The organism is Lactobacillus sp. B4015 (genome assembly GCF_026536055.1).
In the GTDB taxonomy this organism is placed as follows: domain Bacteria; phylum Bacillota; class Bacilli; order Lactobacillales; family Lactobacillaceae; genus Lactobacillus; species Lactobacillus panisapium.
The window spans coordinates 19,126-42,859 of record NZ_JAFNOY010000006.1 but is presented as its reverse complement, the minus strand read 5'-3'; the positions used below and the strand labels follow the sequence as shown (position 1 = coordinate 42,859).

Annotated in this window: 29 protein-coding genes; 18 read left to right on the top strand and 11 right to left on the bottom strand. The window is 37.6% G+C overall.

Annotation, left to right across the window (positions count from 1 at the left end; translation table 11 throughout):
* The first annotated feature begins 106 nt into the window (after positions 1-106).
* The 7 genes from J3U71_RS07135 to J3U71_RS07105 all read left to right on the top strand — a co-directional run bounded on the left by J3U71_RS07135 (position 107) and on the right by J3U71_RS07105 (position 6,590).
* Positions 107-1,459, top strand: a complete 1,353-nt coding sequence (locus J3U71_RS07135) for an aspartate kinase (protein WP_220268737.1) — start codon at positions 107-109, stop codon at positions 1,457-1,459.
* Between the two features lie 21 nt (positions 1,460-1,480).
* Entirely contained in the window at positions 1,481-2,464 is a 984-nt protein-coding gene (gene dapF / locus J3U71_RS07130) for a diaminopimelate epimerase (protein ID WP_267393442.1), read from the top strand.
* Positions 2,465-2,514: 50 nt separating this feature from the next.
* Positions 2,515-3,306, top strand: coding sequence for a CAP domain-containing protein (locus J3U71_RS07125; RefSeq protein ID WP_267393440.1), 792 nt, complete (start codon positions 2,515-2,517; stop codon positions 3,304-3,306).
* A 175-nt stretch (positions 3,307-3,481) separates the two neighbouring features.
* Positions 3,482-4,378 (top strand): alpha/beta hydrolase, encoded by an 897-nt coding sequence (locus J3U71_RS07120; RefSeq protein ID WP_267393438.1) that lies wholly within the window; start codon positions 3,482-3,484, stop codon positions 4,376-4,378.
* A gap of 78 nt (positions 4,379-4,456) precedes the next feature.
* Positions 4,457-4,885: an AraC family ligand binding domain-containing protein gene (locus J3U71_RS07115; RefSeq protein ID WP_267393436.1), complete on the top strand. Its 429-nt coding sequence runs from the start codon at positions 4,457-4,459 to the stop codon at positions 4,883-4,885.
* 36 nt (positions 4,886-4,921) lie between these two features.
* Entirely contained in the window at positions 4,922-5,332 is a 411-nt protein-coding gene (locus tag J3U71_RS07110; RefSeq protein WP_267393434.1) for a helix-turn-helix domain-containing protein, read from the top strand.
* 76 nt (positions 5,333-5,408) lie between these two features.
* The gene (locus J3U71_RS07105) at positions 5,409-6,590 is read left to right on the top strand and encodes an MFS transporter (protein ID WP_267393432.1); all 1,182 of its coding nucleotides are present in this window, start codon (positions 5,409-5,411) and stop codon (positions 6,588-6,590) included.
* A 122-nt stretch (positions 6,591-6,712) separates the two neighbouring features.
* Here the strand turns inward: J3U71_RS07105 and J3U71_RS07100 are convergent, their stop codons facing one another.
* Positions 6,713-8,113, bottom strand: a complete 1,401-nt coding sequence (locus tag J3U71_RS07100) for an APC family permease (RefSeq protein WP_267393430.1) — start codon at positions 8,111-8,113, stop codon at positions 6,713-6,715.
* A 12-nt stretch (positions 8,114-8,125) separates the two neighbouring features.
* Positions 8,126-8,854: a gamma-glutamyl-gamma-aminobutyrate hydrolase family protein gene (locus J3U71_RS07095; RefSeq protein WP_220220359.1), complete on the bottom strand. Its 729-nt coding sequence runs from the start codon at positions 8,852-8,854 to the stop codon at positions 8,126-8,128.
* Positions 8,855-9,081: 227 nt separating this feature from the next.
* On the opposite strand from J3U71_RS07095, the gene J3U71_RS07090 reads away from it, so the two are divergent.
* A complete protein-coding gene (locus tag J3U71_RS07090; protein WP_220232492.1) occupies positions 9,082-10,170 on the top strand; it encodes an SLC13 family permease in 1,089 nt (362 codons plus the stop codon).
* A gap of 349 nt (positions 10,171-10,519) precedes the next feature.
* Here J3U71_RS07090 and J3U71_RS07085 read toward each other — a convergent pair whose 3' ends face one another.
* The 4 genes from J3U71_RS07085 to J3U71_RS07070 all read right to left on the bottom strand — a co-directional run bounded on the left by J3U71_RS07085 (position 10,520) and on the right by J3U71_RS07070 (position 12,959).
* Entirely contained in the window at positions 10,520-10,951 is a 432-nt protein-coding gene (locus J3U71_RS07085) for an ASCH domain-containing protein (protein ID WP_220232493.1), read from the bottom strand.
* Positions 10,951-11,343, bottom strand: a complete 393-nt coding sequence (locus J3U71_RS07080) for a cytidine deaminase family protein (protein ID WP_103752573.1) — start codon at positions 11,341-11,343, stop codon at positions 10,951-10,953. Before J3U71_RS07080 ends, J3U71_RS07085 begins: the two co-directional genes overlap by 1 nt.
* Positions 11,344-11,367: 24 nt before the next feature.
* A complete protein-coding gene (locus tag J3U71_RS07075; protein WP_267393422.1) occupies positions 11,368-11,856 on the bottom strand; it encodes a GNAT family N-acetyltransferase in 489 nt (162 codons plus the stop codon).
* Positions 11,857-12,068: 212 nt separating this feature from the next.
* Positions 12,069-12,959 carry an SDR family oxidoreductase gene (locus J3U71_RS07070; RefSeq protein WP_103752574.1) on the bottom strand — a complete coding sequence of 297 codons (891 nt, stop codon included), beginning with the start codon at positions 12,957-12,959 and terminating at the stop codon, positions 12,069-12,071.
* Positions 12,960-13,120: 161 nt separating this feature from the next.
* Here J3U71_RS07070 and J3U71_RS07065 point away from each other — a divergent pair, with 161 nt between their 5' ends.
* On the top strand, positions 13,121-13,483 hold the full coding sequence (locus J3U71_RS07065; protein ID WP_267393419.1) for a DUF805 domain-containing protein: 363 nt from the start codon (positions 13,121-13,123) through the stop codon (positions 13,481-13,483).
* A gap of 105 nt (positions 13,484-13,588) precedes the next feature.
* Here the strand turns inward: J3U71_RS07065 and J3U71_RS07060 are convergent, their stop codons facing one another.
* Positions 13,589-14,029: a MerR family transcriptional regulator gene (locus J3U71_RS07060; protein WP_267393417.1), complete on the bottom strand. Its 441-nt coding sequence runs from the start codon at positions 14,027-14,029 to the stop codon at positions 13,589-13,591.
* 166 nt (positions 14,030-14,195) lie between these two features.
* Between J3U71_RS07060 and J3U71_RS07055 the strand changes: the two genes are divergently transcribed.
* The 5 genes from J3U71_RS07055 to J3U71_RS07035 all read left to right on the top strand — a co-directional run bounded on the left by J3U71_RS07055 (position 14,196) and on the right by J3U71_RS07035 (position 17,823).
* Positions 14,196-14,840 carry an NAD(P)H-binding protein gene (locus J3U71_RS07055; protein ID WP_267393416.1) on the top strand — a complete coding sequence of 215 codons (645 nt, stop codon included), beginning with the start codon at positions 14,196-14,198 and terminating at the stop codon, positions 14,838-14,840.
* Positions 14,841-14,853: 13 nt separating this feature from the next.
* Entirely contained in the window at positions 14,854-15,894 is a 1,041-nt protein-coding gene (locus J3U71_RS07050) for a zinc-dependent alcohol dehydrogenase family protein (protein WP_267393414.1), read from the top strand.
* Between the two features lie 30 nt (positions 15,895-15,924).
* Positions 15,925-16,353 carry a flavodoxin family protein gene (locus J3U71_RS07045; RefSeq protein ID WP_323848347.1) on the top strand — a complete coding sequence of 143 codons (429 nt, stop codon included), beginning with the start codon at positions 15,925-15,927 and terminating at the stop codon, positions 16,351-16,353.
* Between the two features lie 56 nt (positions 16,354-16,409).
* Entirely contained in the window at positions 16,410-17,030 is a 621-nt protein-coding gene (locus J3U71_RS07040; RefSeq protein ID WP_267393412.1) for a flavodoxin family protein, read from the top strand.
* A 241-nt stretch (positions 17,031-17,271) separates the two neighbouring features.
* Complete coding sequence (locus J3U71_RS07035) at positions 17,272-17,823, top strand: hypothetical protein (protein WP_267393410.1); 552 nt, start codon at positions 17,272-17,274, stop codon at positions 17,821-17,823.
* 244 nt (positions 17,824-18,067) lie between these two features.
* On the opposite strand, the gene J3U71_RS07030 is transcribed toward J3U71_RS07035, so the two are convergent.
* The 3 genes from J3U71_RS07030 to J3U71_RS07020 form a co-directional block, all read right to left on the bottom strand.
* On the bottom strand, positions 18,068-19,255 hold the full coding sequence (locus J3U71_RS07030) for a MalY/PatB family protein (RefSeq protein WP_267393638.1): 1,188 nt from the start codon (positions 19,253-19,255) through the stop codon (positions 18,068-18,070).
* Between the two features lie 2 nt (positions 19,256-19,257).
* On the bottom strand, positions 19,258-20,148 hold the full coding sequence (locus tag J3U71_RS07025; RefSeq protein WP_267393408.1) for a DUF3737 family protein: 891 nt from the start codon (positions 20,146-20,148) through the stop codon (positions 19,258-19,260).
* Between the two features lie 223 nt (positions 20,149-20,371).
* Entirely contained in the window at positions 20,372-20,671 is a 300-nt protein-coding gene (locus tag J3U71_RS07020) for a nucleoside triphosphate pyrophosphohydrolase (protein WP_267393406.1), read from the bottom strand.
* A gap of 141 nt (positions 20,672-20,812) precedes the next feature.
* On the opposite strand from J3U71_RS07020, the gene J3U71_RS07015 reads away from it, so the two are divergent.
* The 4 genes from J3U71_RS07015 (at position 20,813) to J3U71_RS07000 (ending at position 22,826) form a co-directional block, all read left to right on the top strand.
* Complete coding sequence (locus tag J3U71_RS07015; protein WP_267393404.1) at positions 20,813-21,154, top strand: PadR family transcriptional regulator; 342 nt, start codon at positions 20,813-20,815, stop codon at positions 21,152-21,154.
* Positions 21,135-21,674, top strand: a complete 540-nt coding sequence (locus J3U71_RS07010; protein WP_220220370.1) for a DUF2812 domain-containing protein — start codon at positions 21,135-21,137, stop codon at positions 21,672-21,674. The genes J3U71_RS07015 and J3U71_RS07010 overlap by 20 nt, the downstream gene beginning before the upstream one ends.
* 87 nt (positions 21,675-21,761) lie before the next feature.
* Complete coding sequence (locus J3U71_RS07005) at positions 21,762-21,944, top strand: hypothetical protein (protein ID WP_220220371.1); 183 nt, start codon at positions 21,762-21,764, stop codon at positions 21,942-21,944.
* A 279-nt stretch (positions 21,945-22,223) separates the two neighbouring features.
* On the top strand, positions 22,224-22,826 hold the full coding sequence (locus J3U71_RS07000; RefSeq protein WP_267393401.1) for a hypothetical protein: 603 nt from the start codon (positions 22,224-22,226) through the stop codon (positions 22,824-22,826).
* Positions 22,827-22,870: 44 nt separating this feature from the next.
* Here the strand turns inward: J3U71_RS07000 and J3U71_RS06995 are convergent, their stop codons facing one another.
* Positions 22,871-23,728 (bottom strand): PRD domain-containing protein, encoded by an 858-nt coding sequence (locus tag J3U71_RS06995; protein ID WP_220234961.1) that lies wholly within the window; start codon positions 23,726-23,728, stop codon positions 22,871-22,873.
* Between the last annotated feature and the right edge of the window lie 6 nt (positions 23,729-23,734).

Genomic DNA, 23,734 nt, shown 5'->3' with positions numbered 1-23,734 from the left:
AATTTAAACACGCACTAAATCGCCTTTTCGGTTGCAGATTAAAATTAAAATGTTAAAATGCGTTACTATCAAACTTAAAATAATTTAATCAAGCAGGTGATCGAGAATGAAAGTTGTTAAATTTGGTGGTAGTTCTCTGGCAAACGGAGAACAGTTTCAAAAAGTGCTTAATATTATAAATGCTGATCCAACCAGAAAAGTAATTGTTACTTCAGCACCTGGAAAAAGATTTGAGCAGGATACCAAGGTGACTGACTTATTAATTGATTATGCTAAAAAAACGATCAAGCACCAAGACTGTGCCGCAATCGTTCAACAAATTTGGGCTAGATATAGCGAAATTGCACAATTTTTTGATTTAAATCCGGACACAATTGCACCTTTACACCAGGAATTGTGCGACTTACCCACAATTTCGTATCCAGACAATGATTTTCTCATGGCTGCATTTAAAGCCCACGGTGAAAAGCTCAACGCTCAGCTGCTAGCCCTTCTTTTACAACAAAAACATTTTCCGGCGCGCTTTCTCGATCCCCAAGAAGCCGGCTTTTTAGTCAGCAATGTCGCTAATGATGCTCAAGTTCTGGAAGAAACCTACCAAAATCTCTCTCGCTGGCGCGACATACCTGAAATTCTTGTTGTTCCGGGATTTTACGGTGTTACCCCAACTGGCAGCATTGCGACCTTTTCACGGGGTGGTTCAGATATCACCGGCGCAATTTGGGCCCGCGGAACTGCGGCCGACTTGTACGAGAATTTTACTGATGTTAATGCCATTTATGCTGCTGATCCAAGAATTGTGACCAAACCGCACCCAATCAAAATCATGACCTACCGAGAATTACGGGAATTATCTTATGCCGGGTTTTCGGTTTTTCATGATGAGGCACTAATTCCAGCGATTCAAGGTCAAGTATATATCAACGTGAAAAATACTAACCACCCTGAGCTTCCGGGTACGCTAATTGTTCCCGAAAAGAATTTTCATCCCAAAAATATTATTACCGGTGTCGCAAGCTCCAATCACTTTGCCGCTTTATACTTACATCGATATTTACTTAATAAAGAAACTGGTTTTACGTTAAAACTACTAAAAATATTTTACCAGTTTAATATCTCATATGAGCATATGCCATCTGGAATTGACGATTTAACCGTTATTTTTGACAAACGCCAGTTTACTGAAAAACTGCGCCAACAAATGTGCGCCGAAATTAAGCGAGTTCTCCAGCCTGATCAATTAGAATGGATTGATGATTATGCCATCATCATGGTTGTCGGCGAAGGCATGCGTAACAAAATCGGTGCCATGCAAAACATCACTACCCCACTGGCCCAAAGGCACGTTGCAATTCATATGATTAATCAGGGGGCTTCCCGTATTTCAATAATGCTGGGAACTAAAAAAGAGGATGCGGCTGCCGCCGTTACCCAGATTTACCACCAATTTTTCAAATAATTTTCAAGGGAGTTCAAACAAATGGTTTACATGCAAAAAGTTCATGGTTCGCAGAACACTTTTTTCTTACTCGATCAAACACAGTTAAAGCAGACACTTTCACAAGCAGAATTAGTTCGTCTGGCAAAGCAATTGACCAATTCCAAAACGGGCCTATTGGGTGGAGCAGATGGTCTTTTGGTAGTCAGTTCATCAAGCCACCAAAATGTTCTTGGAAAAATGCAGGTTATTAACGCAGATGGGTCAATTGCTTCCATGTGCGGTAATGGTCTTAGGACCGTTGGGCGCTATTTAGCCGAAAAATATCACCAAAATTCGTTTAAAGTTGAGACCCAACAAGCGGATCTCAAGGTGAGTGTTGAACCCGACTGGGCAGAGAACGTCAAAGCGATTAGTGTTGAAATCAGCCCCGTCAGCTTTGCCAAGCAGGATCTATCTTTTGACCAGTTGAATTGCAATCAGCTCATTAATCAAGAAGTGCCCGCTTTTGCCCCGGGCCTAAAGTTTACTGCTGTGGCTGTCCCCAACCCGCATTTAATCAGCATTGTTTCTGCGGAAGTTTTAGCCAGTTCCTTATTAGAAAAACTGGGCACCAAGCTCAATCAACCGAATCCATATTTTCCCGATGGCGTGAATGTCAGCTTTGCCCAAGTGATTGATTCACGGCACCTTTTTGTCCGTACTTTTGAGCGTGGGGTTGGTTTTACTAATGCTTGTGGCACGGGAATGTCGGCCGCCAGTTTAGTATTTGCACTAACGCACCAGCAGGAAAAAGTTTTTAATCACTTACTCACCGTTTCCAATCCAGGCGGCTTCGTTCAAACTAGAGTGCACCAGCAAGAAGATCATTATTGGATTGAGCTCATCGGTAACGCTACAGTCACACATAATATCAATGCTGACGAAAGTTTATTTCACCAGGATTTGCCGGACTTCAGTCTTTTTCAAGTTGAGCAGACCTCAGAAAATGCGGCATATCAAGCCTTTATTTCAAATAATAAATAGTAAGTAAGCTTGCCCTTAAATTCGCAATTTTGTATTTATATAATAATGTTTTGCTTAGCTGCGGAAAGCTTGCGGGCGCACCTAAAGTCCAAGCAGCGGTCACAACTGCCAACATTTCTGCTATGTCGCCGAGTAAAAACGCAGCCAATTTCATGGATTTTATTGCCAAAAAGAAATCACTGACATCTGCGCAGAAAAATGAGGCCAAAAAAGCAGCTAAGTTGCTTAGAACAGGTAAGCTTGGCGCTACAGCGGCCCCTTCTTGGTTTACTACAACTGTCAAATTAGGTAGTCCTGATGATGCAACTAGTGCGGCTAATATTGCTGCATCCCTTCCCAACTTGACTAGTCTTAACCAAAAAAGGGCTAAGCTTGGTGAGAAGCGGCTAAAGATTTCGCTTATTTTAACCGCAATCTCAATGATTGATAGTGACTACCAAAAGCGTGGCGGACTCGCACATCCGCAATACTATCATTATGCTGGTAACCTAGAAAATCTTGCTGCTGGTGGTAATCCAGTTACTATGTGGCTGGGTGAAAAAGCAAACTGGAAGTGGGATGTTAAGAAAACGCCGAGTCTTGCTCGCTATCAATTTGCACCCAATTGGAACAATAAGAAATACACGCACGCTGTTCTAGGAACAAATGGTTACAAAACCGCCGGACATTATACTAATGTCGTTAACAAAAATCATCGGGTGATGGGAATGGCTCACATGACGCAAACCCCTGACTATGGCTATGTTGATGCCTACAATGCTACAAATAAAGGAGCCAAGAGCGCGATTACACTAACTAAATATCGCGCCTTAGTAAAAGAATGGTTAGCTAAAAAAGGATAAAAGCTTTTTAAAGCATTGAACAAAAGTCTGCCAGATTTGGTAGGCTTTTTTTACTAACATTAATTTTAAAAAGGCCTTATCTGCCAGTTTGAGGTGCTTTTCTGGACTTTCTTTTTCTTTTTGATGAAGTACAATGTTTTTAGTAAAGCGATTACATATAAAAGGAGTGCTAGATATGGCAGAACCAGATTATCAAAAATTAGTCAATGATATGCGTAAAGAATTTAAGGAGGGTGATGACAAGCGTGACGCAGGCTTGCCAACCCACATTCCCGAAGTGGAGCGTTTCGATAATATTCCTTATGGCAAGGATCCCAAATATCAGATATTAGATGTTTATTTACCAAGTAAGCGCACCGAGGCTAAATTACCTGTCATCGTCAATATTCACGGGGGCGGCTGGGTTTATGGCACCAAAGAAACATATCAATTTTACTGTATGGCACTGGCTAAAGAGGGTTTTGCCGTTGTAAATGCGAATTATCGGTTAGCTCCCGATGTTGTTTATCCAGGTGAACTTGATGATGTTAATCGCGTTTTTCATTGGGTAGCAAACACTGCTAATGCCCAAAAATACCAGTTTGACCTTGATAACGTCTTCATCGTCGGCGATAGTGCTGGCGGTCAAATGGGAGAACAAATTTTAGCAATTTATACCAATGACAATTACCGCAAATACTTTGGTTATGCGTTACCACAACTAACAATTAAAGCAGCTGCACTTAATTGTGGTGCTTATTTCTTAACGGAAATCAATTCAATCGCAGGAGCACCAGAAGCATATTTCCGGCCAGAAATTCGCTTAACTGAACATGAGCAGCTAAACGTTGAACAATTTTTAACAAAAGACTTGCCGCCAATTTACCTAATGACTTGTACGGATGACTTTTTACGCGACAATGCCTATATGCTTTCGGGTTACTTACATGCTAAGGGCATCTTCCATGAAATTCACTTTTACGGTGATGCTGAGCACCGCCGCGAGCATGTTTTCCATGTGAACCAAAGAGACGAGCTAGCTAAAAAATGTAACTTGGATGAATTAAACTTTTTCCGCAAGTATTTAAATTAGAATTTCATCTCGTTGTAAAATAATGGTTGAACTAACATGGTAGTTCAATCATTTTTTTGACTAAAGGAGGAGTTTCTAGTGCCTGATAAACACGAACTGGTCCAGCTAGATAAACTACCGCTATACATTGAAATTCACCAGCAAAATAATGAGTCAGACGTGGCGCCGCATTGGCACCAAAGTATTGAACTCAGTTTTACCATGCGTGGTCAAATTGCTCACTTTATTATTAACGGTGTCGATCATCATACACATCCAGGCGAGATCTTAGTGATAAATTCCCAAGTTGTTCACAGCGTCCGAAGCAGTACATCCTCTTGCTCGGACTTGATGCTTACCATGCTTTTTCCTTATTCACTGGTTTTACAAGTATTTCCTGAAATGGATCAATATATGATTGACCTTAAACCACTAGCCGAATTATCAGTGGAACAAATCGCTCAATATCACCACTTACAAGCTCTACTTAGCCGCATTACCGAGACAGAGTTAGCTAATGACAGCTAATTCCAAAACTTGGAACTAATAATTCTGAGCTATCAGGTGTTAGAAATTTTACTTAAGTATTTTTTACGGACTCGCGACAATAATAGTCAGCTATCAAGCAATCTATTAATTACTGGGCACTTAAGGCGAGCATTAGATTTCATTCAGGATCATTATCAAGAACCATTTTCATTGCAGGATATTGCAGATAGTTGCCATTTAGCACGACAATATTTACAACGAATTTTTCGGCAAAACATGGGCATTACTTTGGGTAAATATATTAGAAATTATCGTGCTCAACGTGCCTATCAAGAATTATGCGGTACTTCTCACACGCTAACAGCCGTTGCCATGAATAACGGCTTTAGTGGCGTCAGATCATTGAATCGGGCGATGGTCGCTAATTATGGGCAGACCAGTATGCAAATTCGCAAAGGTTCCTCAGCGCCAGATTCAGGCGACTGAAAGCGTTATTTCAAATAGAAAAAGCAAGTATAATATTAACGAAAACGATTTATAGCTGAAGAAATAAGGAGCTAGTATGAAAAAAGTTAATCCAAAATCTGGATTGTTCAAAGTTGCCTTATTATCAATTTCTTTATTATTGATGATAGCGCCTCAAATTTCATCGGTACTGCCATTAATGTACTCATCATTCCCAGATGTCTCACGTGCAGCCGTTGAAACTTTAAGTACTATTCCAAATATTGGAATAGTTGTTGGCTTAGTATTAAGCCCATTTTTAATCAAATTATTGGGTACCAAAACAACCGTAATTACGGGTCTTATTATTGCACTTCTAGCCGGAACTTATCCGATGTATGCCACTGGCTATACCCTAATTTTGGTATCACGTTTCTTACTGGGTGCAGGAATTGGTCTATTTAATTCCCTTGCAGTTAGCTTATTATCCAAATTCTATGCGGGCGATGAACTATCAACAATGCTGGGTTTCCAAAATTCAATGGGTAGTGTAGGAGCAGCTATTTTTTCATTTTGTGTTGGCATATTAGCAGTTAATGGCTGGCACGCAACCTTCGCTATTTACCTAGCGGCTTTGCCTATTCTACTGTTGTTTGGTTTTGTGGTTAAATTACCTGATCAACAACCAACTGATAGTACTGACCAATCAGCTAACCGGGAAGAAAACAAAATTAATGCCAGCGTGATTGAAATCGCCATCGTTATGTTCTTTATGTATGTTTTCTTTATGCCAATGTCTTTCAAACTACCGCAATTGGCAACAAGCCAGAAAATTGCAAATGTTAGCCAAATCGCTTTCGTTTCAAGTGTAGTTACACTTATTGGAATTCCTGTAGGCATGTGCTACGGCTTTTTGAAAAAGAAACTGCATGATTTGATTCTACCGATCGGTTTGTTTTTACAAGTTGCCGGCTTGCTTGCAATTGCATATGCTGTCAACTTGCCAATGTTATTTGTAGCCGTTATCGTCTTAGGTGCTGGCTTTGGCCTATCAGTTCCTTATATTTTTAACTGGCTGGATGAAGCAGCCCCGAAAAATTCCGTTAACTTTGCTACAACAATTACCCTAGTATTAGTAAACATTGGCTGTGCCGTTTCACCAACTATCATTAACTGGCTTGGTGCCACTTTGGGTTCAGGTACTCCACGTTCAGACATGACAATGGCTGGAATTGGAATGGCAATTTTGTTCTGCTACAGTATTGTGCACTACTTCCAAATTAAAAAACAGCATAAATAAAGCAAAAAACGACATTCTTGTTAGAATGTCGTTTTTAGTTACACATTTACTATAATTATGAACATAAAAACCGTGAGTTAAGGATTTAACTTTAATTGACGGTTTGTTTTTTACCCAAATAATTACTGCTTATTTTTTTGCCACCGTGAAAACCAAAACATCAATAATGGCAAAATGATAAAGCCAAACACCATCATGAATATCGCATACCAATTGACACCAACGACTTTGCCATTTTCAATAATGCCAAACTGTGCTTGCCAATTGTACTTCACTAATAGAAAAATGACTAAAGCAATCGATAAAAGCGGTACGATGATGTCTGTCCAAATGTTCTTTGGCGCTGGCAAAATTGGTTCCTTGTTCTTACCAAAGTAAAAACAAATGACCGCTAGGGGCACAATCATAAAGCCTAGAAACCGCACCATTGCACTCAGTGTAATCAAATTTACCATATTATATTGAAAAGCAAGTGGAACTAAGATTGCTAAAGCCTCAGAAATAAAGAAGGTTCTAACAGGAAAGTTTCTTTTGGTTCTTTTCGTGAGTGAAGAAGGCAACTGATTTTCACGCGCCATCGCTTCTAAAATCCGGGGTGCATTAAAGCTTGAGGCCACATTGATGCCTAGCATTGATACTAATGCTCCCACCAAGATCACATCGCGCAAGATTTCATTATTAAAAATTGCACTGATTGCTACTACCTGTTTAGTCGTCATCAATGCTTTCGGATTTAGCATCAAAGCAACAGCCACTACCCCAATATAAATTGCAGCAATAATAAAAATTGCCAGCGGAATAGCCTTAGGCAGGTTCTTTTCTGGCTCCTGCATATCATCAGACCCAGAAGCCACCGATTCAAAACCGGTAAAAGCGTAAAAAGCAGAAACAACAGCCATCACGAAACCTGTGGTTGTCAGTGTCGGAACAATTCTGTGGCCATTTTGCGTGATTTGGTCAACCATTGTTAAGTTGTGTGACGCCCCCGTCGTAATCAAAAGTACCACACCAGCGACAATAATTAGCACTAACGCAAACAACTTTCCTGCTGTCGCGAGGTTCATTACCAACTTGACAAATTTTTGACCAAATAAGTTAATCACTGAAATTATTAACATTAAAACCAAAAAGCCAATGGTTACATTTAATACGCTGTCTGGATTGCCACCGAAGATGGAAATCGTTGACTTAATCACACCTACTGCCATTACTCCCCAAGCAACACTAGCAGAAAAATAGCGCAAAATACCGACATAAAAGCCGACATTTTCACCAAAAGCAGCCTTTGTGTACGCATACGAAGCACCAGACTTAGTCACATATTTGGCCGCAGCCGAAAATGAAACGGCCAAAATCGCCGCAAAAATTGCTGCAATTAAGTAAACAATCAAAGACTTGCTGCCTGCCTGAGTAACAACACTTCCGGGAGTTAAAAAAATACCGGAACCAATAATTGAGTTAATTGCTAAAAGTACAATCGACCAAAAGCCTAACTTGTCATTTGCCTTCTCATTTGTGTTCATAATTATCTTCTTTTACTTTGCATTCTCAATAACGAACTTAAACAAATTATTTTGGAATTTAGTATCTGGATTTTTGTGAAGCATTTCTGGATGCCATTGAACAGCCAAAACATTGCCAGCCTTGTTTTCCAAGCCCTCAATAACACCATCACTTGCATGAGCAACTTCAATCAAGTCTGGTGCGACCTTATTAATTAGCTGATGATGGAAAGAGTTTACCATAAATTCTGTCTTGCCTAATGTTTGAGCAAGTACACTTCCCTCTTTTACTTTCATTCCATGCGTTGGCAAATCTGGCGTATGTTGTTGATCATGCTTAAGCGTCTGTTCTTTGCGGTAAGCCACATCTTGATACAGGCTGCCACCATGAGCAACATTAATAATTTGCGCACCCCGACAGATTCCCAACACTGGCTTACCCATTTCTTCGGCCAACTTTAAAAGAAGCATATCAAAATGATCACGAGCGGGCCAAATTTCACCAATATTAGGCTTGAGTTCTTCACCGTATAGATGCGGATCGACATCGTGCCCACCAGATAAAATCAACCCTTGAACATGTTCCATTTGTGCTTTAACTACATCATCATTGCCAGTAAACGGAATAACATATGGCACACCACCATTTTGAACCACTGAATCAACGTAATCTTCATTAATATAGCTACGGCGATACCCGAGAAAAAGGCCCTCAGTATCAATCATTTCCGAGCCAGCAATTCCAATAATCGGTTTTGTCATTTTCTTCTCCTACTTTTTTAACTCTAATTTTCTATTTTTATTATAGCAATAAATTTAAGTTTGAAGGGAAAATCTGTTTGCCTCACATACTTTTTCTGCTATACTCTTTTTTTACAGATAGGCAAGAAAGAAATAATCTAGAACTTAAAACTATGCGCCAGCATGAGCAATAAATTTAGTGACCAAGCCAACTGAAAAAGCAGAGGTGAAAGTTAAAAGTGAGTACAATGACCAAATTTTTTAAGGAACAAAAGATATTATGGCTAACTATGCTAATATTAATTTGTACTAGTATTGCTTGTCATGCTCTTCCAAAAACAGCAGATATTAACTGGGAAACTATTTTCTCGCTTTTTAGTTTAATGCTGGTTACCCAATATCTAATCAAAATTAATGTTTTAGATTATCTCAGCCAGAAAATCATTGACTTAGCCAATACTCATCGCCAAGTTACACAATTGTTAGTTTTATTAGCCAGCTTTTTAGCGATGTTTTTAACTAATGATGTTGCTATTCTCAGTTTGGTGCCACTTTTTTTGGCTATTCATCGCCAAATACGTGGTCCGTTTATTTTACCGTTAAGCTTAATCACAATTTCTGCTAACCTAGGCAGTGCATTAACACCTTTTGGCAATCCCCAAAACCTGTATCTATATAATCACTATCACTTGACTCTCAGCAATTTTTTCAAACTATCATTGCCACTAGCCCTTATTAGTCTATTGTTATTAGTTGTAGCAACAATGACCATTCCCAAAACATCCTTGCCTAAGTTAGCCCAGACTAAGCATGCTTTACAACCTATTCAGCTAACAGCAGCAATTATTCTACTTGCCCTTGCATTCGCTGGAGTATTACACTTCATCCAACTAACAATCTCGACAATTGCTATTTTTGTCATTATTTTTCTTGTGGACCGCTCTACTATCGGACAAATTGATTACGGAACTTTACTAACTTTTATTGGTTTTTTCCTAATTGTTGGAATACTTGGTCGTCAAGTAATAATTATTAAACTAATTACCCACTTTTTACACCAGGGAACACAAATTACTTACTGGACCGGAATCATGTTAAGTCAAGTAATCAGTAATGTGCCCGCAACTTTATTGATCGCCAACTTCTCAACAAACATTGCCGCTATCTTTTTTGGCGTAAATGTTGGAGGACTGGGCACGCCCATTGCCTCATTTGCTAATTTACTGGCATTGAAACAAGCACAAGTACATGACTGGAAAACAGTTACTGGCTTTTTATTTGTCAACTTTAGTTTTCTGATTGTTTTAGCTTTATTAACACTAATAATATTAAAATAATTAGTTATTTTCACTTGAGTTAATATTTCCTGGGAAATATTAACCGCGGATTTGGTTAACGGATAGTAGGTTAGAGTTAAAGTCTTAACTCTTGAGTGTCCTTATTAAAAATTGATTTAGCCAATTTTTCCGTTCCATACTAAGCACCTACTTTTTAATAAAGAAAAACACTGCTAATTAGATTACCTACAATCTAATTAGCAGTGGATAAAAAGCAGTATTAAATAAAATAAGGTTTAGGTGAAATTCAGTCCTCAAATTCTGAGTTATTAGCAAAATACTGTATCAACGGCACTAATCTGTTAGCAACAGTTTTCACCCACCTTTTAATTTTATTTCATTCCAAAGCTTATTCAACTTTTTCAAAAACCTCACAAACCATTGGCGCTTGCGGATAAAAAGCGCGTTTTTTACTTTCATATTCTTTCTTGAAAAAATCATCGTGAATTTGTCGCCAATTTTTGTAGGTACCATCGCCTTCATGATAAGCATGTTCAGCGGAAATCTGATTGTAGGGGACAATCTCCACAACTTTTTCACGAACCACGCAAACTGGTTTACCAGCCTCATCAAGAATAACACTCAATTCCCCCACTTGAGGCAATGGCTTATCTTCATAAAATTCATAAGCCGAGGTAGTCGCTGTTTTGATGCCACGGTTGACTTTATCAGCTAAACCGTTTTTGTCTGTACCAAATGACCAAGCATCAAACTTGGTACTCTCATCCCAATTATGCTTTTGACAAAAATCACGCCAAAATTCTTTTACTTCTTGTTTCATTATAACCACCATTCTGGCGTCAATTCGCTCATTTTTACTACCTTATCATGCCGATAATCCATCATTACTTCAACATTCTGGTAATCTTTTTCCATCAACTGGACGATAAATTCACGGCATGCTCCGCATGGCGCACCATTTTTGCCATTTGACATTAGGGCTAAGACACGTGACACCCTCGTTTCGCCCTGCGTAATCATGTTAAAAAGAGCATTTCGTTCAGCACATACTCCAAGACCACATGCCGTATCAACGCAAACTCCTGTATAAATTTTTCCTGACTCACTTAAAACAGCTGCAGCTACCCCGCCAGCTTCCATATGTTCGCCAATTTGATGAAACCTCTGCACTTGGCTAGCGGCTTCATACATTTTTTGCCATTGCTGATCCATTATTGTAATTCTTTCAAAATATTCTTATTTCTTTATTTCTTTTGCCATTAAAATAAAGCGATAAATACCGCCATTAGAAGCCTCGTCTTCTGACCCAGTAATGCGATAGCCTGCTCGTTGGTAAACTTTTTGCGCCCGCTTATTGAATTCAGCAACCGATAAAATAATTTTATGGTACTTGCCAATTTGCTTCACATAGTCTTCAATCATTTGCATTAACTTTATACCAAGGCCATGTCCCGTTAACTCCGGCGCCATTCCTAGTCCAACTTCAACCTGATCATTCTTATCTTCAATCGGATCTAAACAAAAGAAGGCTGTCAACTGGCCATCATCTGCCAAAACTTCAAAGTAATGGTCTTTTCGCAATGCAGGCGTAATAATTTCATCGTAATCTTCCTGGTCATTTTCCATATCATAAAAGGAATATTCACCATCATAATGCCATTTAGTAGCAATTATTTCTGCATTTTTTTGCGATAATTGCTGAATTTGGCTAAAAACTATTTTCATTTTAAAAAATCTTTCAATTATAGTAATAAAATAAGGTTTAAGATAAGTTAATTATACTATAGAATTTTGCTTAAATATAGATAAGATCTTGATTGCTTTATTTTAATAATTAATCGTTTTTATCATTAAACTGGAAAAAAGTAAAAAATTAGACATGCAAAAACGCTTCTGCCTGCATTACAAGTAGAAGCGTTTTTTAGTAATAATATCTTTTACAAATTAATTCCTTGTCCACCAGTTGCACCATATACTTGACCAGTAACATAACTAGCCAAATTGGATGCTAAGAAGATATAAATAGGAGCTAATTCATCAGGTTGACCTGCTCTATCGAGTGGCTCTTCATGACCAAAGCTAGGTACACCAGATTTTGGCTGACCACCACAAACTTGTAATGGTGTCCAAATAGGACCAGGAGCAACACTGTTAACCCGAATTCCCTTTGAAGCAAGTTCTTGTGCAAGGTTAATTGAAAAGTTAGCAATCGCTGCCTTAGTTGAAGCATAATCCAATAAAATTGGCGTTGGCCGGAATCCTTGAACTGAAGTAGAAGTTAAAATGACACTACCTGGTTTCATATGTGGAACTGCAGCCTTTGTCATTTCAAACATCGAAATAATATTAACTTCAAAAGTATCATGGACGCTATCAAGTGACAGTTCTTCTAAACTGTCAGAGTGTTGCTGGATGGCAGCATTCATAACCAATAATTCCAAGCTGCCAAATTCTTTTACAGCATCATTAACAACACGTTCAGCTTCACCGCGTTTACGTAAATCTGCTGGAAGCAAAACTGCCTTGCGACCGGCCTTTTCGATCAATTCGGCAACTTCTTTGGCATCTTCTTCCTCATCTGGCAAGAATGAAATAGCAACATCAGCGCCTTCTTTAGCAAAACCAATTGCTACCGCACGACCAATTCCAGAATCGCCGCCAGTTACTAGAGCGTGGCGCCCAATTAGTAATTCATGACCTTCATAATCAGCCATATCACCATCAGGTTTAGGATCCATCTTGCTTTGAAGTCCAGGGTAGTCTTGTGATTGCTCTGAAAATTCTTCATTGCGGTAACGAGTTAACGGGTTTGATAAATTATTATCCATACTATGATCTCCCTTCTTAAAAATCCACCTTCAATTTACAGCGTTTGCATACGCAAAACAAAATATATGCTTACAATATTTAACAAATCATATTCTTTGATGTATTAAATTTTTCGTTTTATGATGGTGTTGATAATACTGTAGTCAAGGAGGCTATACCTATGATTAATACGTATAAGAAATTTTGGAAAAATATTTTCAACTTTTCTGGGGTTGCAAGTTTGGGTGAATATTGGATTCCCGTAATTATTAACATAATTCTAGGATTTGTTTTAACCTGGATTGTGCAAACAATTTTAGGTCATTCTATTGAAGATATTTATACTTGGGGTGACTGGAGCGCTAAGACAGGTTCACTAGTTATTAGTTTTATTGTTTGGCTTGCCACTTTATCACTAAGCATTCGGCGTTTACATGATACTAACCGCTCGGGTTGGTGGATTTTAATTAATATCCTGCCGTTTATCGGCCAGATCTGGTTTGTGATATTAATGCTCTGGCCTTCACGTCCAAATAATTATTAATAAAAACGACTCAAATTAAACGTACGTAATTGACACAGTTAATTTGGGTCGTTTTTATTTATTAACGATTGTCTTTATCAAGTGCAAACTTACTTTAATGGTGAGTTATTGCACTTTTTCTTTTCCAGCCAAAATTCCTTCTAACCATTTTTTGCGGTCATCGCGGCAAACATCTAAGCTCTGCTCTTTAATTGCTTCATCATAAAAATTAATTTTGCGATCTATTATTCTCATTGATTTTTTTAAAGCAGCTATCTCTTCCGTTACCTTTTGTCGTTGCTGCAGAAACATTGCTTTTCGCTGCTCGGCCGTATCAATGCCTTCTCCAACTAGCTTTAGGTATTTTTTGATTTCTTTTAATGGCATACCGGTTTGTTTCAGGCAAATAATGGTATTGATAGTAATTAAATCACTGGCTTCAAATTCACGAACACCACTTTTATTTCGCTTTACAAAGTTGAGTAAACCAATTTTCTCATAATAGCGCAAAGTGTAAGTACTAACTCCGAGCAAATCACTTACATCCTTGATTTGGTATTTTTTCATCATGTTCTCCTGCCACTATTTACCAATCATAATTAACTTACTAAAAATAACTACTTTATCTTTAATATTAACACTTTCTATCAACTAATAAACTAGCAAAAAAATTTGACTTAGAGTTGCTCGAAGGCAATATACTTTGTATTAATTAGAAAAAGAGGTGCTTTCAATGAAATTATTAATTTTAGCAGCAAACGGTCAAATAGCACGTTTAGTTGAAAATCGGCTTTTAACTGAGCCAGAATTCCAAGATATCAATTTGACGGTTGGCTTGCGCAACGCCCAAAGACTGGCAAATTTAAAACCTAAGGTAAAAGTAATGGAAGTTGACTTAACTAATGCTAACGAAGTAAATGATGCCGTTAGCGGCCAAGATATGGTTTTTGTAGCAGTAGTTGATCATACCGCGGGCAATGTCATGACCAAAAATGTAATTAATGCCATGAAAAATAACCATGTTTCACGTGTAATATTTACTAATATTTTGGGCATTTACAATGAAGTTGGCGGCGAATTTGGTCGGTGGAATCACGAATACACATTGCCCGGTTTGCAAACTGCAATTAATTCGGATAAGCTGCTTGCCGAGTCCGGCCTGCAGTATACTACCCTGCGTTTGCCATGGCTCAATGATCGAAATGAAATCAAATATACCATTACTACTCATGATGAGCCGTATGTAGGTGTTTCGGGTTCTCGTCAAAGCATTGCAGACGCTATTTTAAAAATAATTCGGGACCCAAATCTCTACGTTGACGATAGTATTGGTATTGCTGATCCAGCAACCCAAGGTGAAGATCGACCAGTATATTAAGGAGAAAATCAAAGTGAAAGCAGGAACATTTATTAAACCAGGCAAAGTAGAATTAAAAGACTACCCGATGCCAGAATTAAAATCAGAAAATGATGCAATTATCAAAATCGTCCGCTCTTGTGTCTGTGGCTCAGACTTGTGGTGGTTCCGTGGCATATCGCAGCGCAAGGCAAATTCGACTACCGGACACGAAGCAATTGGTATTGTTGAGCAAGTTGGTGCTGAAGTAACTCAAGTTAAACCCGGCGATTTTGTTATCGCCCCTTTTACGCACGGATGTGGACATTGTGCCGCATGCTTAGCAGGGTTTGATGGTAATTGTTTTAATCAGGGAAACGAAATTAACGGTGGTTACCAAGGAGAATACCTCAAATTTCACAATGCTAATTGGGCCTTAGTAAAAATTCCCGGCAAGCCTTCAGATTACACTGCTGAGCAGCTAAATGACTTTTTAGCATTAGCAGATGTCATGGCCACTGGCTACCATGCAGCTGCTAGCGCAGAAGTAAAAACTGGCGACACATCAGTCGTTTTCGGTGATGGTGCAGTTGGCTTATGCGGTGTAATCGCAGCTAAACTACGTGGTGCAAAACGAATCATTGCCATGAGTAGGCACCAAGATCGGCAAAAATTAGCTGTTGAATTTGGTGCAACTGATATTGTGCCAGAGCGTGGTGACGAGGCTGTCAAGCGGGTATTAGAGCTAACTAACGGTAATGGCGCCGATTCGGTTTTAGAATGCGTTGGTACAAAACAGTCAATTCAAACTGCACTGCAAGTTGGTCGTCCGGGCGCAATTGTTGGTCGTGTAGGTGTGCCTCAGAATCCAGCAATTGATACAACCGCTTTATTCTGGAAAAATATTGGTTTGCGTGGTGGTGTTGCCCCCGTTACTACTTACGACCGCGATATTCTGCTTGATGCGGTTTTAAGCGGTAAAATTCATCCCGGTAGAGTTTTTACCAAGAGTTTTAAATTGGCACAAATCCAAGAAGCCTATGAAGCAATGGATCAACGTGAAGCAATTAAATCTTTATTAATCGTTAACCAATAAGTTAATTACTCTTATTTTGGAAGGGAAGTAATTAAAATTAACATCGTTTTTATTAACGCTAGTCAAAACAGTTCAGGAACTACTAGTCGCATGGGGCAAAATTATTTAAATGGCCGAAAATACCAGCAAATCAATCTTGTTGATTATAAAATCTACCAAATTAATCAAAGCTATTCTGACGACCAATTTGACGAGGTTTTTGCAAAATTACAACAAGCTGATTGGATTATTCTCGGTACCCCAGCCTATTGGCACTATATGAGCGGCTATCTAAAAACATTCATTGAAAGAATCGGTCAAAGCAAAGATTTTAATACTTTAGCCGATAAAAAAATTTCTGTTTTTATCCAAGGGACTGATCCAACAGATGCCATTAAGCCAGTAACTGATGTTATCGCCCGTTTTGCCTCTGTTGCCAACATGAACTTTGTTGATATTCAAAAACAATTTATTAATTAAAAACGTGAATAGAATGTTTCACGTAAAACAATTTGACACTATTAGGAGGTAAAAAAATGAATAAGAAGTTTAATCTGCTGAAAAAACTGGCAATTTTTTTAGCAATCATTGGCCTAGTCGCAGGAACAGCCGTAATCACAACACGCTTAAATTCTGATTCTAGTTCTGTTACGGCCAAATCCAAAGCAAAAAAGAAATTTGTTAAGCCGCGCCATACTAATCAAGGTGCCAGACGGGTATTTATTAACGCTAGCCAAAATAAAGATGGTAATACGGCCAATCTTGCCAAAAAACTATTTGGAAGCAGCTCATACAAACAAATTAATTTAGTCGATTACCACATTCCCCAAATTGGCCAAGGAGATGGCGACTTCCCTAAAGTATGGAACCAATTAAAAGGTGCCGATGTTATCGTTATCGGAACTCCTGTTTATTGGTCAAATATGTCGGGCTATTTAAAAACTTTTATTGACCACCTAAACATCAATAATGACCTTAAAGGCAGTGATTTATACGTTATTGTCCAAGGAGCTGACAGTAACCAAACTTTGGCTATTAATTCAACTTATGGAACACTAAACCGTGTTTCAAAAAGATTTGGTTTGAATTTTGTTGGTATCGCACAGACAAACTCACAGGCAAATACTTTACACAATAAGATGATTGGCAAAAAATAATTTAATAACGATTACACATAACTAAAACGTATCCCTTGTGTAACAACGTTTATCTCAGTCATAGTAGTTCTTATAACTGCTGTGACTTTTTGTTTTAACACTTTTTTATTCACTCTTAAAAAAGCTAATTAATTATAAATAAGATGTTAAAAAATTAAATGTACCGCCACAATTTTTCTGAGCGTATCAAACCAATCTCTATTATGCCCTTGCTATAATGAGGTAACAGGAGGTGTATTTTATGCACATTGAAAAATACTTCGTTAATTGGTCACAAACTTTATTACGCGCCAAACCAACACAGCAAATATTAAAACAAATTGGCCAAACAACCAGTCATATGCCAAAAATATGGCAGGAATTGCACACCAAAAATTATTCTTGGACTCAGGCTGGATTGGAACAAGTGCAGAACTTATTACAATACTGTGCGGGCCACAGCAAAAAGGTTCAAGTGCAATTAAAGCAACTCTCTCATGAAGCCAGTGCCCAGTTAATCCCCGTTTTTAAAAACCAAAATTTCTTAAAAATTTTAGCAGACAAAATGAAACTACCGCCGCAAACTGTTAAAACAATCCAAAATCTGCTAAATAAGTTTACTAACAATGGTAGTCCCTTCTCACCCGCAAGCTTGTTGATAATCGTGTTATTCATTGCCATGGGTGCGCAAGTACCGCTGCTTCTCAAAGGATCATTTAGCGGTAAAAAAGTCTTAGTGACCGTCACTACCATTTTAGATTATGTTGCAACAGCACTGCAATTAGCTCAACATTTTCAAAAAAATAAAAATTAAGGAAATCGGTCATTACGACTGAGAATTTAAAAGCACCTCTACTTTTTTAAAATCAAACAAAGGCACTTATAACGGCTCAATAGTAGATTAGAAGCTAAAAAGTGAAACATGATTCCGGTAATTTACCAGAGTCATGTATTTTTTTGCAAAAAACTTTCTAGTCCTGCAAAAGCCCCATAATTAATTATGGGGCTTAACTTAATTATAAGTACTTCGTTAGAGCAGTTTAATTAGTAGATTAACATTATCTGCTGGATTTTTTATTACTTTGATATTTCTTTATGCCATCACTTAAGCGCTGCAAACCGTCTTGAACCATTTCTAGTGGACAAGCCAAGTTAATCCGCAAAAAGTCAGCGCCATTACCACGATAAATATTCCCTGGTGAAACAATTAATCCAGTTTCCTGGCGTAAGAACTGCGCTAATTCTGCTGAATTATGACTAACTTGTTGAACATCAAGCCACATTAAATACGTGGCATCTCCCGTAATTACCTTAAGCACAGGTAGATTTTTGGCAATAAAATTAGTGGCATAGGTGAAATTATCGTTAAGCTGAGCAATTAAAGCTTGGCGCCAGCTCTGCCCCTCAGTATAGGCGGCAATAGTACCTGGAATTGCAAGTAAATTTGGCTCAGCCAATTCATCGCTATTAAGACCCCGATTAACAATTTCACGTAAATTATCATTAGGGATAATCGCAGTCGCTGCATGAAGTGCCGCAACGTTAAAAGTTTTACTAGGAGAAACTAACGAAATAATGTTTTCACGTGAAACACCATTAACAGCAAACGCTGGTGTATAATCTTTGCCAGTTCTGACTAGATCGCCATGGATTTCATCTGACAAGAGAACCACGTGATGCTTAAGACATAAATCTGCTATTTTTTGAACTTCTTGCTTTGTCCAGACCTTGCCAATTGGATTATGCGGATTACAAAAAATCATTAGCGTTGTTAATGGTAATGCCAGCTTTTGCTCAAGGTCCTGCCAATCAATCTGATAATTTTCACCAGTAAAATGCAAATCACTTGCTAGAACGTGACGACCATTGTTTTCAATCGAATTGTAAAAGACATTATAAACCGGTTCTTGTACTAAGATATTATCGCCAAGGTGGCTAACACGACGTACAATTGAAGAAATAGCGGGCACAACGCCAGTTGTAAAAATCATCCAATCAGGATCAGGGCGATGGCTGTGCTCTTTGTCATACCAATCTGCAACGGCATTGAAATAAGCAGCACCAGGCCATTCATAGCCAAATGCTTTTAAGTTAATTTTTTCCTTCATCGCTGCAATAATTTCCGGAGCGGTTTGAAAATCCATGTCAGCCAAAGACATTGGTAGTTCACCTGGCTCAACATCCCACTTAATAGAATCTGTCTTGCTTCTGTCCGGTGCATTAGTAAAATCGTAATTTGTTTGCATATTCATTCCTTTGGTTTCTGATTTTGATCTGAACGAGCTACTTTTACATCAATCTTAGCACAGTTTATTTTAGTCTTCGCAGGATTTATTTTGGCCGGATCCATAATCAATTTACCTATGCATGGCGCAGTTATTTTACCAGAAATTGGGTTTTTTACACTATCGATTTTAGTCACAATATCCGCATCAAGGTTAGAAACATATTCAAAGGCTAAATCAGTATGAGTCAGACTTACATTCGTCAATACTAAATTGTCGATATAATTTAGTCCCTGACTGCTTTGAATTTTACAGTTAATAAATTTAACGTTTTTACTATTCCAGGCTAGATATTCACCATCAATAGTTGAATCATAGACCGTTACGTTTTCACAATTCCAAAAAGCATCCTTAGAAATAAAAGTCGAATTGTGAACCTCAATGTTTTTGGCACCATCAAAAACGTAATTGCCTACTACACTAACATTATCTAAATAAATGTCACTGCTGTCTTTGCCGAAATAGTCCCCATTAATTTGACTATTAGTGACTTTAATTTTTCGGCATGTCCACATCGTTTCTTCAGCATTGGCAAAGTGCACACGGTCAAGAACAATTTTTTCAGAACGCCGAAACAATTTAGGTGCTTGCATAGCTGAATTATAAATTGAGATATTTTTGGTATACCAAATACCACTGCGAGCCATCGTTTCAAAAACCGTGTTTTCAACCCTAATATCATTGTCATACCATAAAGGATATTTCCATTTAAAAACAGAATTCTTTAGTTTAATCCCTTTTGCTTCTTTAAGCGGCGATTCGCCATGACCAAAAGTAACATTTTCTATTTCACTGCTACTCAAGCCAAAAAGAATTCTTTCACCCTCAAAATAGTGGTCTCTAATATTATTCATTACTGCTTCTTTCCTAAGTCTTAAAGTTACTAATCTTATACTGCTATTATTTATCAAAATAGTAAAAATTAAAAATACTTATTATTAAGACTTTTCAATTACTATTAGTTATCACAACTTAAGTACGGATTAGAAATTTATTTCCTAGGAAATAGGGAGATAGATTGTGACTTAATTATCGAGCAACTTTAATTAAGCATTGTAAATACGCAAATTATCACACTTAGTTTTTAGTTTCCATTTCAATAAATTCAGTAAAGCCACCCTTTTCAGCTCGTTTTTGACCAACTATTTTTAGAAACTCCTCTTGACTAACACCCTTAAACTCCAAATAAGCTCTTAAAACTTCATAAACATCACCTAGCTCTTCAATCAAATTAGTCTCACTTGTCGCGTTGACAACTTCTCCAGTTTCTTCAATCAATTTTTTCTTTAGAGCTGGTTCAATTTCACTTTGTGTAAGATGACGATAATTAGCATCTTTAGCAAATTCAGGTATTTTATCTCTAACTAATTTTTTCATATTTATTCACCCTCTTATTAAAATCATTATACTATTTAGTTAGTTTAGTTGTTTATTTTTATTGACATATATATCGGGCCACGATATATTTAATATATCGACATCCGATATACTTTATCTGGAGAAAGAGCATCACTCACAATGAACAAACAACAAAATGCTTTAACTGAAGCATACTATTACATATTATTGTCTCTATTTAAGCCGCTTCATGGCTATGGCATTATGAAAAAGATAGCAACAATGACTAATGGACGTATCAACATAGCCGCTGGTACATTATATGGCGCACTTAGCAAGTTAGAACAGTACCAATGGATTAGTGCTTTGCCAAATAGCAGCTCTGAACAAAGAAAGCAGTATATTATTACTGACAAAGGAAAGGACGTTATTTTAGCTGAATTTAAGCGACTAAAAGAATTAGTCAAAAATGGACATTTGATAATTGAGGGAGAAAACCAAAATGGAAAAGAAACGAATTAGGTGGTTTTTGCCAAGCAAATACCATCAAGAAGAAGATCGGCTTAATAGAATGGCAGAACAAGGCTGGCAACTGAAAAAAGTCTCTGGTCTAATTTACACTTTTACTGATACCGAGCCTGCTTACACTTACCGTCTAGATTTTAAGGCAAAACTATCAAAGAGCAAACGTCAAGACTACTATAGTTTCTTAGCAGATACCGGAATTGAAAAAATTGGTCAGAGGGGTAAGTGGACATACTTTCGCAAACTCAAGTCAGAAGGTGCATTTGATCTCTATTCAGATCAAAAATCCAAGTTACAGTTTTTGTTTCGCATCTCTAATCACCTGTCAAACCTGTTCATAATACCCCTTTTTCTTTTTACCGTATTTATTTCAGAAATTATTAGCGGGATTACTGATCAGCCTGCATTAATTGGAGCGATTGCCTGTTGTATAATTTTCTTTGTCTTTGATTTCTGTCTGATCATCCAAATAATAGAGCTAAAAATTCAGAGAGATCAAATAAAGCAGAAAGGATAAGAGTGACAAAGTCCTAATTTCAACTTAATAGGGCTTAGTCATATTAAAATAGAGACTCAATTCAAAGCAATATTAAGAAAACACCAATTGTTAGCCACCGAATTTGATGATGCTCAATCACAATTACTAGCTAGTCGATGCGGACGTGATCTGTTAATTGGAGATATTATTAATGTCGGGACTGGTTGGTTTTCTGACAAATCAATTTCAGCTGATACCAGTTTTCAAGAACTGCTAATTGCTAATTTAAAACTGATTAAGCAAAAATAATGTTCTCACTGAAATATAAAACTATTAGTGGTCCACAAAAAGCGGTCAAACTTTTACCAGATGTTAAAGTTTGACCGCTTTATTTTTTATTACTAATATTCGTTCTATTACCCGGGAAATAAGCATTTCGTTCTACTTAATTGGCCTGCTTCAAGGACCGTTTCTTGCTATAATCAGTTTAAAGGGCCACATTCTTATCCTAATATAGTCTTAACTGTAGAAGCAGGAATAAAGACATGGTTATCAGGAGTAATTGCAACCACGTAGAAGGGACAGCAAATGAAAAATGATCAACTAAAAGTAATACCTATTAATACCAAAGCTAAACTAGTTTCTATCAACCATGAACCTACACTTTGCGTAATCAAAGCACAAAAGCTCTACGAGTTTGACGAAAACACTTATGCCAAATTAGCCGAGTGTGACTTTCATAACGGTACAATTGAAGTACAGGTACTTAGCCAGCTTTTGCCAGATGCTCCAGATTTTGCTCGCGGTTTTATCGGCTTAGCATTTCGCATTAATGAAGATGATTCAGCATTTGAATCTTTTTATATTAGGCCTACTAATGGTCAAACAACCAATCCGGTAAGAAAGCAGCATGCAGTCCAATATTTTTCCTACCCCAAATATAACTTTGAATATTTCCGCACTCATCACATTACGGACTTTGAAGGACCAGCAAATATTGCTCTTAACCAATGGATTGATTTACGTGCAGAAATAAAGGATGAAACTGGTAAATTTTATCTTAATGACCGTCTTGCTTTGAAGGTCGATCACTTAAAGCACGGTGCATCACCTCGGGGAACTATTGGTTTCTTTGTTGATATTGGCACCAAAGGTTTCTTCAAAAATTTGCAGATTACGCCAGCTGATTAAGTTATTCTAGCAATTATTTTTGCTTGGTCTGACTATTTTCTGTACTATTCATCATCAGAACTATTTTCAATTTGTTTTAAATGAATAACTAAGTATAAACGCTCACTGCTATTTAGCTGATAGTGCATTTCTTGGTAAAAATAATCCTGCAGTTTTTTTAGTGTCCCCTTCAATTCAGGAAACTGTTTCAAAAATGCGGCCAAAATTGTTTGATTATCAGCTGAAGTTACAGGAAGATAATCCTGATTATTTTGTATTTGCGTAATTAAAAATCTTAAATGAACCGTTAAGCGCTCAAGTGTTGTTGGCTGCTCTGGATAGCCTAAGTCTGCTATTATGATTTGAAGAACTTTACTTAAATGCAAACTCGTGGCATTTTCACTTAACTGCTGTTTTTCATTGATGGGCGTTATTTCATTTTCCACAAAATGAATTGCAATTAATCCCGCTTCACCGGATGGCAAATTAACGTTAAAAGTTGAGTTAATCCAGTTAACACTTTCAAGTGCTTCACTATACTCCAAAGGATACACATTTTTCACGCTGACCAAGGAAGAAACATCATTTCTTTTATTTCTTTTAACGGCAAAATAAATATGGTCTGCCAAGCTAATAATTAAAAACTGATTGAAGGTCGTATTGAGCTTTTTCTCGGCATGATCAACAATATTTTTAGAAACGGCTAAATATTCCAGCGGTACATTTTCTAGTAAACTCGATAACGAATTAAGCCATTCAGGGTCCTTGATATTTTTAATAAAAGTCTGAACCCCCTTAGTCTTAACAACTTCATCCCCTGGCTGTTTTTTAAAACCGATGCCATTACCAAAAAGTATTGCCTGTTCATGTTTTTCATCATCGACCAAAACAACGTTATTATTAAAGACTTTAATAATCTTCATACTCAC